This is a genomic window from Bradyrhizobium sp., assembly GCF_035652035.1.
GTDB lineage: Bacteria > Pseudomonadota > Alphaproteobacteria > Rhizobiales > Xanthobacteraceae > Bradyrhizobium.
Genome location: NZ_DASREO010000075.1, coordinates 1 through 14,717 on the forward strand (window position 1 = coordinate 1; position 14,717 = coordinate 14,717).

Sequence of the window (14,717 nt, forward strand, 5' to 3'; positions counted from 1 at the left end):
CGCAAAAATGATCGCGAAAGATCACGTCTGATCACTGCCTTGTGATCGCCTCTGGGGAAACGAAAGGCGCATTCTTACGTTTCTAGGCGCGAGGTGAGTGAACCTGCTGGCGGATGAGGACGACGAATCCGCGATAACAAGGGCAGGCGGCAGGAGGCAGGAATGAATCATTCGATTTACAGCGCCGACCGCACGACACACCTCAAGATTGTGGTGTTGGCACTGGTCGCGGGAATCGCGGTCGCTGGCTTTGGAATTTCGGCTCGCACGTTCTCAGATGACGGCTCAACGCAGACTGCGCGCGTCATCAAAGCAGGCAAGCCGGTTGTTGTAACGAGTTCGAACACGATGGTGGTGCGTTAAGTAGAGTTTTTGCGAATTCACGTGGCTTTACCAGCCCCCCAAAGTCCGCGTGGATAATGGAAGACCCAACTGTCCCCCAAGTTGGCCCCACGAAAACGCCCGCTCCCCACGGGCGTTTTCTTTTTGTGGAATCGGCTGTGATGCAACCGCTTTCGTCATCGCGAGCGAAAGCGAAGACACTCTGGATCGCTTCGTCGCACAAGCGCTCCTCGCGATGACGCTGGGCGCGTCTTATCGCGCCGGCGGCGGCACGGTCTCGATCAGCTTGCCGGTGATGATGGGCGCCGAATGCGGATTGCCGTCGGGCGATCCACCGGCCTGTTCGACCGTCACCGCGAAGGTCGCCGACTTCACCATCTCGGGGTCATAGGAGGCGAGCACGGGGCGCGAGGTGAATTCGTTCGCCCCGATCACGCCGAGCGAACGCGGTTTGCCCAGTCTGTCGGAGATCAGCCATAGCTCGAAGCTCGAGCCCGCTTCGGCCGCCGTGCCGACCTTGCGCACGGTGAAATTCCGCGTCGCGCCGTCGACGGTCAGTATGAAGGCCGGCCCGCCGCCCTCCTTCTGCAGCACGGCGACATATTGCGCCGATGGCAGTGGCGCGGCCGGCGTCTTGACTTCGACGACCTGCGTCTTCGGCTGCGGCCGCATGCTGTCCGGCAACAGATCCGGCATCGACGCACCGACGCCGATCATCACCACCAGAGCCGCCGCGATGGCCGACGTTGCGGTCGCAATCATGCGCCAGCGCCGCGCATAGGCCGCGAGCTCGACGACGTTGGACGGCGCGGTAGCAGCGATGGGCGCGGCGCCCTCGATCCCGGGCGCAATCGACGGCGGCTCGGCTTGCGGCAAAACGATCGGCGACTGCGCTTGCGAATGACCGATCGCGGCCCTGATCCTTTCCCACACTTCAGCGCGCGGCTCGACCGAACCGACCATCTGGTTGAGCGCGCCGAGCTTGTGCTCCCACGCGAGAACCATGCCCGCGAACTCCTTGTCCACGGACATCATGGTTTCGACCTGCGCCCGCTCCTCGGCATTCAGTGTGCCGAGCGCATATTCCGCGGCGAGCGCGATATGGTCCTCGCTATAGGCCATCTAGAGTCCGAGACACTCCCTGATATCCATCATGCTACGTCGCAGCCATGTCTTCACCGTGTTCACGGGCGCTGCGAATTTCTCGGCGAGCTGCTCGCGGCTCCAGCCGTTGTAATAGGCCAGCAGCACGAGTTTTTGCCGATCGGGCTCCAGCCGCCCGACACACTCCAGAAGCCGTTTCAGGTCTTCCGTCATCTCGCGCCGCGCCAGCGGATCGGGCGTGTCGGCTGCCACTTCCATGGCCGCCGGCTCTTCCTCGATCGAGGCCTCGCTGCGTTTGCGCACCACGTCGATGGCCCGATTGCGGGCAATCGACGCCATCCAGGTGATGGGCGACGACTGGCCCGGATTGAACTGTCCGGCGCTGTTCCAGATCTTGACGTAGGTCTCCTGGATGACCTCCTCGGCAAGATCCTGTCGCCGCAAGATACGCAAAACGACGCCAAAGAGTTTCGCCCGCGTGGCCGCGTAGAGCCGCTCGAACGCGGCCTGATCGCCCTTCGCGACAGCAGCAATCAGCCAGACCAGCTCAGCTGGCGTCAGCATTCAATTCCCCCAAAGTCGCGACTGCCTTACAGGCCTGCGCAAGCTGTGTCCTATCACATCTTGGGGCAAATCGGTCTGCCGGGAAAGCTGCGGCAAGGCTGAGGTTGGGGGCGCATGCGAAACGCAGCAAACAAAAAACCCGGTCCTCTTCGGGTCCGGGTTTCGGTCGTCCGATAGCGGTGTCGACGGATCAGATGAGCCTCAGGCGACCCCAAGCCGGGCGCGCATCAAGCCGATGCTATCCATATCGGCCTGCTCGCGGGCGCTCTCTTCGGCGCGCTCGCGCGCCTGGTCACGCTCGTCCAGGAGCTCGACCTTCTTGAGTTCGTCGAAGGCCTCGGCGAGAAGGCTGCGAGCTTCCTCAAGCTGAACGCGCAGCTCTTCGGCGGAGCGGGTGAGATTTTCCCGGCGCTGGATCGCGGCCTTGGCATAGGTCGGATAGGCGAAGTGCGAAGGATCGTTGATTCCGGCGCGTTCCTGTTCGGTCTGGATTTCGCGCTCCAGGTCGACCGACATCCGCTGAAAGTCGGCGATCATGCTCTCGATCTGCGAGACCCGGCGGCGCTTTTCGTCGACCTGAAATTTCTTCAGACGGATAAGCGTTTCACGTGACTTCATCGACTCATACTCCCCAGAAGTCCCAATCTGGCTAAGGGACAGCACCGGCTCCCCGTCGGGGCCCCGCCGGCATCACAACTGTGGCGCGGATGATGGCCTGACAAAGTTAGCGTTCCGTTTCCAGACCCTTCAGAATTCGATCTAATCGCCCGTAACCTTCCTTCAGGGCGGTGGATTCGTCCTTGGCCTGGCGCAAAAAGGCCTCCAGCGGCTCGTGCAGGCGAATGGCCTCGTCGACCTCGAGGCTCGAGCCCGCTTTATAGGCCCCTAACCGGATCAACTCTTCCATGTCGGCATAGGTCGACATCACCTGACGGGCCTTGGTGATGATAGGCAAAAAGGCCGGATCGGCCGATTTCGGCATCGTGCGCGAGACCGACTTCAGGACATTGATTGCCGGAAACCGCCCGCGCTCGGCGATGCGCCGCTCCATCACGATGTGACCGTCGAGGATGCCGCGAACCGCATCGGCAATCGGCTCATTATGATCGTCGCCGTCGACCAGCACCGTAAAGATGCCGGTGATGGTGCCCTGGCCCGCGCCGGGACCGGCGCGCTCCAGGAGTTTCGGCAGTTCGGTGAACACGGTCGGCGTGTAACCCTTGGCGGTCGGCGGCTCGCCGGCGGACAGGCCGATCTCGCGCTGCGCCATCGCAAAGCGCGTCACCGAGTCCATGAGGCAAAGGACGTCCTTGTCCTCGTCGCGAAAGTGCTCGGCGATCGCGAGCGTCAGATACGCCGCCTGCCGCCGCATCAATGCCGGCTCGTCGGATGTCGCGACCACCACCACGGAACGCGCGAGACCCTCGTCGCCGAGATCGTCCTGCAGGAATTCCTGTACCTCGCGGCCGCGTTCGCCGACGAGGCCAATCACTGTAATGTCGGCGTCGACGTTGCGCGCCAGCATCGACAGCAGCACCGATTTGCCGACGCCGGAACCGGCGAAGATGCCCATGCGCTGGCCGCGGCAGCAGGTAAGAAACGTGTTGAGCCCGCGCACGCCGAGATCGAGCGGGGTGCCGACCCGCTTGCGCGAATGCGCCGGCGGCGGCGTGTTGCGGTACGGCACCGGCGAGGCGCCCTGCTCCAGCGGCCCCTTGCCGTCGATCGGCTCGCCCATCGCGTTGAGAACGCGCCCGAGCCACCTCGCCGACGGCCGCACCTGATTGCCGGAATTGCCGATCACGGCGCGGCAGCCGCGCCTCACCCCGTCGAGACCGGCGAACGGCATCACGACCGCGTTGTTGCCGGTGAAGCCGATGACCTCGCAGGGGATGAAGCGGTTGCCGCCGGTGTCGATCACGATGCGGGCGCCGACGCTCATGGCGTGGATGGGACCGGCAATCTCAACCATCAGTCCGCGCACGCCGACGACGCGGCCATAGATGTTGATGCCGTCGATATCGCTGATCTGTTCGGCGAGCGCCTTCATTGCGAAAACCTTAAGTTTTCGCAGCTTGGGCGGTGAACCTTAACTTGGTGTTTACTCGCATCATTAATCATTACGTCACTGTCTTTGGTGACTGAGGACGCTCGACCTGGCTCCAGGAAGGGCGAATCTTGAGAGTCGGTTAGACCCGCCTCTTAATGTAGAGCTTGAGCGAGATCGGATACAAAAAGCTGCTTCGACGCAATATCTTAGGGCGATTCGAAAAAAATTGCACCTACGGGCCTTGCGGATCAGAATCAGATTTTGTTAACCATATCCCGTCAGGATCCGAATCAGTTGTTCAAAGGCGTTTTGAGTGCCGCAAGTGCGGCCGACCTGACGCCCGGAGCGGCGACTATAGGGGACTGGCATGCGCGTTTTGCTGATAGAAGATGACAGCGCCGTCGCGCAGTCGATCGAGTTGATGCTGAAATCCGAGAGTTTTAACGTCTATACGACGGATCTCGGTGAAGAAGGCGTCGATCTCGGCAAGCTTTACGATTACGACATTATCCTTCTCGACCTGAACCTGCCCGACATGTCCGGTTACGACGTGCTCAAGCAGCTCAGGGTTTCCAAGATCAAGACCCCCATTCTGATCCTCTCGGGCCTTGCCGGCATCGAGGACAAGGTCAAGGGTCTCGGCGTCGGCGCCGACGACTACATGACCAAGCCGTTCCACAAGGACGAACTGGTCGCCCGCATCCATGCGATCGTGCGCCGGTCCAAGGGTCACGCCCAGTCGGTCATCCAGACCGGCGATCTCGTGGTCAATCTCGACACCAAGACGGTCGAGGTCGGCGGCCAGCGCGTGCACCTGACGGGCAAGGAATACCAGATGCTGGAGCTGCTTTCGCTCCGCAAGGGCACCACGCTCACCAAGGAAATGTTCCTCAATCACCTCTATGGCGGTATGGACGAGCCCGAACTGAAGATCATCGACGTTTTCATCTGCAAGCTGCGCAAGAAGCTTGCGAATGCTTCCGAAGGCCGGAACTTCATCGAGACCGTGTGGGGCCGCGGCTACGTGCTGCGCGAGCCGCACGAGCATGAAGAGCGCATTCCCGCCTGATGCTTCGTGCGAGCCCGTAGGCTCACTCCTCCCAAGACTGAACCCCGCCGCAAATGGCGGGGTTTTTTATTTGGGGATTGAACCGGCATTTGCCGTGTCCCGACGGATGGATTGTGCGAATCTCACGCCGGTACATCACCGTCTGGCGACTTAAGGGGCCCCACGAATGATCCTGCAATCGCTCGCCGGTTTGCCGGCGTTCCTGGTCTATTTCTGCACGGCGATCTTTTCGGTGGTCGTCTACCTCTTCGTCTACACGCGCATCACGCCGCATGACGAGTTCAAGCTGATCCGCGACAACGATCCGGCGGCCGCGATTGCGCTGGGCCTGAGCCTGCTCGGTTTCACCTTGCCGGTGGTCAGCGCCGTCGCCCATTCCGCCAACGTCGTGGACTGCCTGATCTGGAGCCTGATCGCGCTGATCGTCCAGGTCATCGTGTATTACGTCATCAAGATTCCGATACCAAATCTGTCGGCGAAGATCGCGGCCGGCGAGGTTGCGCCCGCAATCTGGCTCGGGCTGTCATCGCTTGCGGCCGGCGCGCTCAACGCCGCCTGCATGATCGGCTGACATGGCGAGCCGGCCAAACCAGGAATTTGGCAAGCGCAGGCCGGTCACGCCCGACCCGTCGCCCTCGCCGCCGGTCAAGCGCTCCCGCCACGTCGCGCTGCTGCTGATGGGGACGATGGCGGTCGGCGGAGGCGCCTTTGCGCTGATGCCGCGCCAAAATTGTCAGCCGAACAGTCCCGGGATGGCCGCACCGGCCTCGCCCGACGCGGCCGCCGCCTGCAATTCGCGCACGTCGTCGGGAGGCGGTGGCCACGGCGGATCGTGGTCGCGCAGCAGCTATTATAGCGGAAACCCGACATCCTCCGGCAGCACGTCGACCTCATCAGGCGCAACCGAGACGTCGCGCGGCGGCTTCGGTGGTTTTGCGCGGTCGATTGCCGCACATTTCTCCGGCGGGTGAGCGGCCCGCTCCTGCTTCTCCGCCGCGAGAGCCGGACCTCCTGACATGATGACCGGACATCAAATAGGATTGCGTCCGGACTGAAAAATCTGGGAGTTCCAAGCATGCGCCCCGCCACGCCGGCCGCCACCACCGTTCTCGATTCCATTCTGTTTCGCGATGCGTTCGGCACGCCGCGCATGCGCGAGATCTTCTCCGACTACGCGTTGATCTCCCGCTATGCGGAGGCCGAGGTCGCGCTCGCCAGGGCCGAAGCGCGCTGCGGCGTCATTCCAGCGGAGGCGGCCGAGCAGATCGCCGCGCGGACGGACGTCGCCGCGCTCGATTTCGATCTGCTGCGGCAGGAAACCGACATCGTCGGCTATCCGATCCTGCCGCTCGTCCATCAGATGGTGAAGCAATGCGGCGACGCCGGCCGTTACGTCCACTGGGGCGCGACCACGCAGGACATCATGGACACCGCCGTCGTTCTCCAGGTGCGCGACGGCCTGACGGTGATCGAGGAAGACATCTGCGAGTTGCGAAAAATTCTCGCAGACCTGTCCAGACGTCATCGCGACACGCCGATGGCCGGCCGCACCCATCTGCAGCAGGCGCTGCCGGTCACGTTCGGTTACAAGTGCGCGATCTGGCTTGCCATGTTCGATCGTCACGCCGAGCGGCTCGCGCAATTGAAACCGCGCGTGCTTGTTGGTCAATTCGCGGGCGCAGCCGGCACGCTGGCCTCGCTCGGCGCCAAAGGTCTCGAGGTGCAACAGGCGTTCTGCAACGAACTCGGGCTCGGTGTGCCGGTGTCCACCTGGCATGTGGCGCGCGACGGCCTTGCCGAGGTTGTGAATTTCTTCGGCCTCCTCACCGGCTCGCTCGGCAAGATTGCGCTCGACATCATGATCATGGCCTCGACCGAATTCGCCGAGGTCTACGAGCCGTTCGTGAAGGGACGCGGCGCGTCGTCGACAATGCCGCAGAAGCGCAACCCGATCTCATCCGAACTCATGCTCGCGGCCGCCAAGAGCGTGCGCCAGCATGCCGGTCTCATGCTCGATGCAACCATCCAGGACTTCGAGCGCGCGACCGGCCCCTGGCATGCTGAATGGATTGCGATCCCCGAAAGCTTCGTCCTCACGGCCGGCGCCCTGCATCAGGCAAAATTCGCGCTTCGTGGCCTGATCGTCGACGAAGCGCAGATGGCAAGGAACCTCGACATCAGCCGCGGCTTGATCGTGGCGGAGGCCGTGATGATGGGGCTCGCGCCACTGATCGGCCGCCAGGACGCACACGACGTTGTCTATGACGCCTGCCGCCTTGCCAACGAGCAACAGATGTCGCTTGCCGATGCGCTATCGGCCGACCCGAAGATTTCATCGCGCATCGACCGGGCGACGATCGAGCGCCTGACGTCGCCGCGAAACTATCTGGGCCTCGCGCCGGAGATGGTCGATCGCGTGCTGGCCAGCGCTGCGCGCTAGCAAAATGATACAAACCTCGGGATCGAAACTCTAGCCATGCAGCGTGTCCCTTGCCGCGAGCGCGACGACTGGCAGGCCACGGCGGAAGCCTGCGGCTTCGATTTTCATACCATCGACGGCGCGCGCTACTGGGACGAGCGCGCCTATTACGCCTTCACGCTTTCCGAAATCGAGGACCGCATCGAGACGCCGACCGGCGAGATCGACGCGATGTGCAGGGAGCTCTGCGATCGCGTCATCAGCGACGAGCGGCACCTGAAACGGCTCCGAATTGCTGAAGCGTTCTGGCCGCTGATCCGCGACTCATGGCGCCGCAAGGAAGGCAGCCTCTATGGCCGGCTCGATCTCAGCTACGGCGGCAGCGGCGACGCGAAATTGCTGGAATATAACGCGGACACGCCGACCTCGATCTTCGAAGCGGCGGTGTTTCAATGGACCTGGCTCGAACAGGGAATCGAGCGGGGTCTGCTCACGCCGGACGCCGACCAGTTCAACTCGCTGCATGAGCGGCTGATCGCGGCCTGGAAGAAATTCGGCGAGACCAGCCGCCTGCATCTCGCAGGCCTGCTCGACAATCCGGAAGATTTAACGACGCTCACCTACCTCGAAGACACAGCCAACCAGGCCGGCCTCAAGACCACCTTGCTTTCCATCGAAAGCATCGGCTGGAACGATGCAAGAGGTTTCGTCGACCTCGACGATGAGAAGATTGCGCTGGCGTTCAAGCTCTATCCCTGGGAGTGGATGTTTCAGGATGCCTTCGGCCAGAAAATCGCGGGCGCAGCCACGCGCTGGATCGAGCCGCCGTGGAAGGCCATCCTCTCCAACAAGGGCATGCTCGCACTTCTATGGGAGATGTTTCCTGGTCATCCCAATCTGCTACCGGCCTTCTTCGAGGACGAGGCAGGCGCGAAAAGCCTGAGCTCATCCTTCGCGCGCAAACCGCTGTTTTCACGCGAGGGCGCCAACGTCACGATCGTTCGTCATGGCGACGTCGTGGCTGCCGAGCAGGGACCGTATGGCGCTGAGGGCTATATTCGACAGGCCTTGGCGCCGCTGCCGAATTTCTCCGGCCAATATCCGGTGCTGGGGTCCTGGCTGGTCGAGCACGTGCCGTGCGGCCTATCGATCCGCGAGGACGACAATCCGATCACAGGCAACACGTCGCGCTTTTTGCCGCACGCGATCCTCTGAGCAGGCCAGACCTTATCGTGCCGCCGCTGCAACGGCTGCCGGCTTTTGCAACATCCCGCCCACGAACATCGGCTTGGCGCTCCGGGTCGCGTTCGGGCGATACAGCCCGCGCCGATCCGGATAGGGCTTGAAGGCATCGGTGATGCCCACCACCGATTCAGCCGCGCCCAGCACCATGAACCCGTCGGCCTCGACCACCTTGGACAGCCGCTCGAAGATACCCGTCTTGGTGTCCTGATCGAAATAGATCAGGACGTTGCGGCAGAAGATAATGTCGAACGTTCCGAGGTGGCCGAAATCCTGCAAGAGGTTGAGCTGGCGATGCTGCACCATGGAGCGGATATCGGGATTGAGCTGCCACATATCGCCGATTTGCGTGAAGTGCTTGACCAGAAGCTGAATCGGCAAGCCCCGCTGCACCTCGAACTGGCTGAAGATGCCGGCTTTCGATTTCTCCAGAACGCCCTGCGACAGATCCGTCGCCACGATATCGACCTTCCAGCCGGCGATCGCGGCGCCCAGCCCCTTCAGACACATCGCGATCGAATAGGGCTCCTGGCCGGTCGACGAAGCGGCGCACCAGATCCGCAATGACCGCCGCGCGCTACGCGCCTGCAGGATCGCGGGCAGCATCGTATCCTTCAAGTGATCGAACGGCGTCTTGTCGCGGAAGAAGAAGGTTTCGTTGGTGGTCATGGCCTCGACCACTTCCGCAACCAGCGGCTCGACGCCGCCGCCCTTCATCTTCTGCACGAGATCGGTAATGCCGGCGAGGCCCGCCTTGCGCGCGAGCGGCACCAGCCGGCTCTCGACCAGATATTGCGTGTCGGCGGACAGATCGAGCCCGGAGCGCTCCTTCAGAAGTTTGCGCAAGAACTCATAATCCAACGGCGTCACGAGCGGTCTCCTGAAAACAACCTCACCAGTTTTGGCGCTATCTGATTGAGCGGCAGCACCGCCGAACAAATGCCGGCGTGAGCGGCCGCGCCCGGCATGCCCCACACCACGCTGGTCGCTTCGTCCTGCGCGATCACGCTGCCGCCGGCCGCGACAATGTCCTTGCCGCCGCGCATCCCGTCCGAGCCCATTCCGGTCAGGATCACCGCCAGAACCGAGCCCTGCCAGACGTCGATGGCGGAGGAAAACAGCGGATCAACCGCGGGCTTGCAGAAATTGACCGGCGGGCCGTCATCGAGCGCGACAACCGCTTCCGCGCCATGACGCACCACGCGCATGTGACGGCCGCCCGGCGCGAGATAGATATGGCCGGGCTTGACCGCTTCGCCGTCGATCGCCTCACGCGCCGGCCGGTTGCTGGCGCGCGCAAGGTGCTCGGCGAGAATCGTCGTGAATGTCGGCGGCATGTGCTGGGTGATGAGCACCGGGAAACGATCGATCACCGGGCCGATATCGGCCACCATGCTCATCAGCGCTTGCGGACCGCCAGTCGACGAGCCGATCAGCAGCACACGGGGATTTTGCTGCGAGAAGTTGCGCTTGACCACGGGCGCAGTTGGGTGTGCGACCGGTGGCGCGCGGTGGGTGACATCCCGGAGCGCAGGCGCGAACGCGGGCGCAACCGGGTGCGACGCATAGCGGCGAGCCCTGGCGCCGAGATGGCGGATCTTCTGCACCAGATCGTGGCGGAAGGTTTCGGCGGCGCCAGCTTCGCGGGTGCTTTCCGGCTTCGGGATATAGTCGGATGCGCCGAGCGACAGCGCCTTGAAGCTGATCTCGGCATTACGACGCGTCAGCGTCGACGCCATGATGACGACGAGGTTCCGCTTCTTCGCAAGCAGCAGCGGCAGCGCCGAAATGCCGTCGAGCTCCGGCATTTCGATATCGAGCACGGCGATGTCGGGATTGATGCGCTCGAGCTGGTTGACAGCCTCGCGGCCGGTCCGCAACGAAGCGGCCACGACGATATCAGGCTCGGATCCTAGCCAGCGGGAAATCATTCCCCTGATGACGACGGAATCGTCAACCAGCATGACCCGCAGCGGTTCTTGCTGATGCAAAGGGCCTGCGGCCGCCGGACTCGTCAACGCAACACTCATACTCACCAACCGAACTCAGCTCATCCGCTGAGAACAAACGCAACTCTAACAACGGCGGCGCCCGCGGCTCGCAAGCCGCCGGACCGGCGCTTCGGAAATCAGATCAGGCCGACTTCCTGGAACTTGGCGGTGACGATGTCCTTGTCGAACGGCTTCATGATGTATTCGTTCGCGCCGGCATGAAGCGCGCGCGCGATATGGGCCACATCGTTTTCCGTCGTGCAGAACACCACCTTCGGCTGGTCGCCGCCGGGCATGCGGCGGAGATTGCCGAGGAATTCATAGCCGTCCATGATCGGCATGTTCCAGTCCAGCAGGATGGCCTCCGGCAAACCGCGCTTGCAGACCTCCAGTGCCTTCTCGCCGTCTTCGGCTTCGACGATCTGGAAATCCAGGCCTTCCAGAATGCGCCTTGCGACTTTTCGGATGACGCTCGAGTCATCCACGACCAGACATGTTTTCATTGTCGTTGCCTTTATGCTCAGAAAACCAGCTAGTAGTTCCGTTACGCGTTCGTCAGTTTCAAGCGGCCATCATCTCGGGCGACATTTCCAGCACCCGGTCGACGTCCAGGACAACCATCAACTGTCCATCGAGGCGGTGCACGCCGCCGGCGAGCTTCGCCATGCGAGGATCGAGGTTGACCGGATTTTCTTCGCGGCTGTCGTCGGCCAGCCTCAGCACTTCGCCGATCTGGTCGATCAACAGGCCATAGGACTCGCCGCGCAGATCGACGCCGACCGCCATCGGCGGCTTGCCATCGTCGTTCTTCGGCAGGCCCAGGCGGGCGCGCATGTCGATCACGGTGACGATCCGACCGCGCAGATTGAGAACACCGGCGATTTCGCGCGAGGCCAGCGGCACGCGGGTCACACGTTCCGGCATGAAAACGTCCTGCACCCGCGAGATCGGGAGGCCGAACAATTGACCGCCAATCATGGCGGTGACGTATTCGACGACGGCCCCTTCGACGGTTTCGGTTTTGCTCATGATGTGATCTCCGCTCATGCCGCCGCCTTCTGCGTTTCAGAGGTTTGCTCCTTCAGCGCCGCAATCAGGCCCGGACGGTCGAACTTCGCGACATAATCGTGGAAGCCGACCTGACGTCCGCGCTCGATCGCCGCCGGAGAGATCAGTGACGACAGCGCGATGATCGGCATTGAAGCCAGATGCGCATCGGCCCGGATCGTTTCGGCGAATTCGAAACCGTTCATGTCGGGCATTTCGATGTCGGTCAGCACCACGTCGAACACCTGGCCCGAGCGCAACGCCGCGAGGCCTTCCTGGGCACTCGGCGCGACCCGAACCTTGTAGCCCGCCGCCTTCAACACCGGTGCCAGCATGTTGCGGAAGAACGCGGAGTCGTCGACGAGCAGCACCTGCTGGGCGGTCATCGACGGACGCATTTCCTTGCGATGGAGCCAGTCGGCGAACGCCATCGGCAGGAAATGAGCGACGTCGATCACTTCGGTCGCCAGTCCCTTGATTACGGCTGAGCCGAGGATGCCCTCGCTCGATCCCGCGACCTCGATGTTGAGGCGTTCTTCGACGATGTCGATGATCTCGTCGACCACAAGCCCCATGGAGCGACCATCGTCGGCGAACACCAGAATCGGCTGCGAGCCGGAGGTGCGGATGTTCACGTCGCTCATCAGCACCAGCGGCATCAACTGCTCGCGATACTGCACCATGTGACGGCCGTTGGAGAGCTCGATCTTCTCGGCGGCGATTTCTTCCAGACGCGTGACAAGGCCAAGCGGCACCGCTTTGGGCTGGCTGGAGCCGGCGCGGAACACCAGAAGCGAAGTGAGCTGTTCGGCACCGGCGGCGCGCAGCGCTGCATTCTCGTCCGCGATCTCGTGGCTCGCGCTGCCGGACGCGCCAAGCGCCTTGGCAATGCCGTTCGGGTCGATGATCATGATGACGGCGCCATCGCCGAGGATGGTATTGCCGGAGAACATGTCGATGTGACGCAGCTTGGTCGACATCGGCTTGACCACGATTTCCTCGGTGTGGAACACGCCGTCGACCACGATGCCGAAGGTCTGGCTGCCGACCTGCGTCACGACGATGAAGCCGTTTTCCGGATCGATGGAAGAACCGTCGTCGATCTTGAGCAGTTTCTTCAGATGCATCAGCGGCAACAGCTTGTTGCGCAGGCGCAGCACCGCAGTATCCTTGATGCGCTCGATGCGGTGCTCGGAATTGGCGCGCGCGCGCACCAGTTCGACCACCGAGAGCTGCGGAATGGCGAAGCGGTCACCGCCGGCTTCCACGATCAACGCCGAGACGATCGCGAGCGTCAGCGGGATCTTGATGGTGACTGAGGAGCCCTCGCCGGCCACCGACTTGATGTCGATGGTGCCGCCGATCTGATCGATGTTGGTGCGCACCACGTCCATGCCGACGCCGCGGCCGGACACACTGGTGACGGCGGCGGCGGTCGAGAAGCCGGGCGCGAAGATGAACTTGTGGATCTGCGCTTCGGTCATCTTCTCCAGTTCAGCCTCGGTGACGAGGTTGTTCTGGAGCGCCTTGGCCTTGATCCGTTCGGTGTTGAGACCGCGGCCATTGTCGGCGATGCAGATGATGATGTGGCCGCCTTCGTGATAGGCGGAGAGGCGGATCGTGCCCGTCTCCGGCTTGCCGGCAGCGGCGCGCTCGGCCGGCGTCTCAAGCCCATGATCGGCCGAGTTGCGGACCATGTGGGTCAGCGGGTCCTTGATCAGGTCGAGCACCTGGCGATCGAGTTCGGTGTCAGCGCCGTGCATCTCGAGTTCGATCTGCTTGTGCAATTCGCTCGAGAGGTCGCGCACGATGCGCGGCAGCTTCTGCCACGCGTTGCCGATCGGCTGCATGCGCGTCTTCATGACGCCTTCCTGCAGTTCGGCGGTGACATTAGACAGCCGCTGCAGCGGCACCTTGAATTCGGTGTCCTCGTTGCGGCGGGAGATTTCGAGCAGCTGGTTTCGCGTCAGCACGAGCTCGGACACCATCGTCATCAGGTGTTCGAGGGTATCGACATTGACGCGGATCGACTGGTTGGCGACGCGGTCGGCTTCGCTGGCGTCCGTTTCAACGGCGACTTTCGCCTTCTTGGCCGGCGACTTAGACGGCTTCTCAGGCGCATCAGCTTCGGCTTTGGGCGCGGGCGCGGCGCGGACTTCGGCTTTCGGGGCCGCAGCCTTTGCCGCGGGCTTCGCAACCTCGGTCTCCGTCTCGCGGAAGGCGCGCTCAAGTTCGTCGAGCGACACTTCGCCGGGCCGCAGCTCGCGCTCCAGTATCTGATAAGTCAGCTTGCCTTCGGTAACGTGCTTTTCCGGAGCCGGCGCAGGTTTAGGAGCTGCGGCCGCGGGAGCGGCGGCCATCGCCGCCATGCCCTGCTCGACCATTGCTTCCAGCTGATCGATCAAATCGCGGTCGTTGCCCTCGGGCTCCGCTTCGGTCGCCTCGAGACCGCCGAGAATTTCCTTGATGCGATCGATGCTGCTCAGGATCAGCGTCACCGCCTCGGCGGTGACCGGCATGCCATCGCGGAATTTGCCCATCAGGGTTTCGCCGGCGTGGGCGAGTGCTTCCAGCCGCGGCAGGCCGAGGAAGCCACAGGTTCCCTTGATGGTGTGAACAAGACGAAAGATGTTATCCAAAATCTTGGCGTTGTTCGGCTCTTGCTCGAACTTCACCAGCTGATTGTCGACGGTGTCCAGGCTCTCGCTGGTCTCCGTCAAAAACTCTCTCAAAAGATCGTCCATGAAATCCGGCCTTCACCCCTAGGCGTGCGCGCGACGCACTTTTCGAGTGTGGCCAGCTTCTCTGCAAACCGTTTAAGTTTGGTTGAGCAAATGGAAAAGAACGGGCTCAACAAATAGATAAGCTCGTCCCGTATAATCACGGGGA

15 protein-coding genes are annotated in these 14,717 nt (G+C 62.6%); 6 read left to right on the top strand and 9 right to left on the bottom strand.

Features of this window, described 5'->3' with window-relative positions:
* Positions 1-162 precede the first annotated feature (162 nt).
* Positions 163-363 carry a hypothetical protein gene (locus tag VFB05_RS19850; RefSeq protein WP_325015218.1) on the top strand — a complete coding sequence of 67 codons (201 nt, stop codon included), beginning with the start codon at positions 163-165 and terminating at the stop codon, positions 361-363.
* A gap of 231 nt (positions 364-594) precedes the next feature.
* Here the strand turns inward: VFB05_RS19850 and VFB05_RS19855 are convergent, their stop codons facing one another.
* From VFB05_RS19855 to fliI, 4 genes are all read right to left on the bottom strand, one after another.
* On the bottom strand, positions 595-1,464 hold the full coding sequence (locus tag VFB05_RS19855; protein ID WP_325015220.1) for an anti-sigma factor: 870 nt from the start codon (positions 1,462-1,464) through the stop codon (positions 595-597).
* Entirely contained in the window at positions 1,465-2,010 is a 546-nt protein-coding gene (locus VFB05_RS19860; RefSeq protein WP_325015222.1) for a sigma-70 family RNA polymerase sigma factor, read from the bottom strand.
* Positions 2,011-2,211: 201 nt separating this feature from the next.
* Complete coding sequence (gene fliJ / locus VFB05_RS19865; protein ID WP_325015224.1) at positions 2,212-2,628, bottom strand: flagellar export protein FliJ; 417 nt, start codon at positions 2,626-2,628, stop codon at positions 2,212-2,214.
* 106 nt (positions 2,629-2,734) lie between these two features.
* Positions 2,735-4,060, bottom strand: coding sequence for a flagellar protein export ATPase FliI (gene fliI / locus VFB05_RS19870; protein WP_325015227.1), 1,326 nt, complete (start codon positions 4,058-4,060; stop codon positions 2,735-2,737).
* A 367-nt stretch (positions 4,061-4,427) separates the two neighbouring features.
* Between fliI and ctrA the strand changes: the two genes are divergently transcribed.
* The 5 genes from ctrA to VFB05_RS19895 all read left to right on the top strand — a co-directional run bounded on the left by ctrA (position 4,428) and on the right by VFB05_RS19895 (position 8,763).
* The gene (gene ctrA / locus VFB05_RS19875) at positions 4,428-5,129 is read left to right on the top strand and encodes a response regulator transcription factor CtrA (protein WP_008138878.1); all 702 of its coding nucleotides are present in this window, start codon (positions 4,428-4,430) and stop codon (positions 5,127-5,129) included.
* A gap of 166 nt (positions 5,130-5,295) precedes the next feature.
* The gene (locus VFB05_RS19880; protein WP_325015275.1) at positions 5,296-5,700 is read left to right on the top strand and encodes a DUF350 domain-containing protein; all 405 of its coding nucleotides are present in this window, start codon (positions 5,296-5,298) and stop codon (positions 5,698-5,700) included.
* 1 nt (position 5,701) lies between these two features.
* A complete protein-coding gene (locus tag VFB05_RS19885) occupies positions 5,702-6,100 on the top strand; it encodes a hypothetical protein (protein ID WP_325015277.1) in 399 nt (132 codons plus the stop codon).
* Between the two features lie 104 nt (positions 6,101-6,204).
* On the top strand, positions 6,205-7,569 hold the full coding sequence (locus tag VFB05_RS19890; protein WP_325015279.1) for an adenylosuccinate lyase family protein: 1,365 nt from the start codon (positions 6,205-6,207) through the stop codon (positions 7,567-7,569).
* A gap of 36 nt (positions 7,570-7,605) precedes the next feature.
* Complete coding sequence (locus VFB05_RS19895) at positions 7,606-8,763, top strand: glutathionylspermidine synthase family protein (protein WP_325015281.1); 1,158 nt, start codon at positions 7,606-7,608, stop codon at positions 8,761-8,763.
* A gap of 12 nt (positions 8,764-8,775) precedes the next feature.
* Here the strand turns inward: VFB05_RS19895 and VFB05_RS19900 are convergent, their stop codons facing one another.
* The 5 genes from VFB05_RS19900 to VFB05_RS19920 form a co-directional block, all read right to left on the bottom strand.
* Entirely contained in the window at positions 8,776-9,660 is an 885-nt protein-coding gene (locus VFB05_RS19900) for a protein-glutamate O-methyltransferase CheR (protein WP_325015283.1), read from the bottom strand.
* Complete coding sequence (locus VFB05_RS19905; RefSeq protein ID WP_325015626.1) at positions 9,657-10,820, bottom strand: chemotaxis response regulator protein-glutamate methylesterase; 1,164 nt, start codon at positions 10,818-10,820, stop codon at positions 9,657-9,659. Before VFB05_RS19905 ends, VFB05_RS19900 begins: the two co-directional genes overlap by 4 nt.
* 98 nt (positions 10,821-10,918) lie before the next feature.
* Positions 10,919-11,284 carry a response regulator gene (locus VFB05_RS19910; RefSeq protein ID WP_291571280.1) on the bottom strand — a complete coding sequence of 122 codons (366 nt, stop codon included), beginning with the start codon at positions 11,282-11,284 and terminating at the stop codon, positions 10,919-10,921.
* A gap of 58 nt (positions 11,285-11,342) precedes the next feature.
* The gene (locus VFB05_RS19915; protein ID WP_414643223.1) at positions 11,343-11,810 is read right to left on the bottom strand and encodes a chemotaxis protein CheW; all 468 of its coding nucleotides are present in this window, start codon (positions 11,808-11,810) and stop codon (positions 11,343-11,345) included.
* Between the two features lie 14 nt (positions 11,811-11,824).
* Complete coding sequence (locus VFB05_RS19920) at positions 11,825-14,572, bottom strand: hybrid sensor histidine kinase/response regulator (protein WP_325015289.1); 2,748 nt, start codon at positions 14,570-14,572, stop codon at positions 11,825-11,827.
* Positions 14,573-14,717 lie beyond the last annotated feature (145 nt).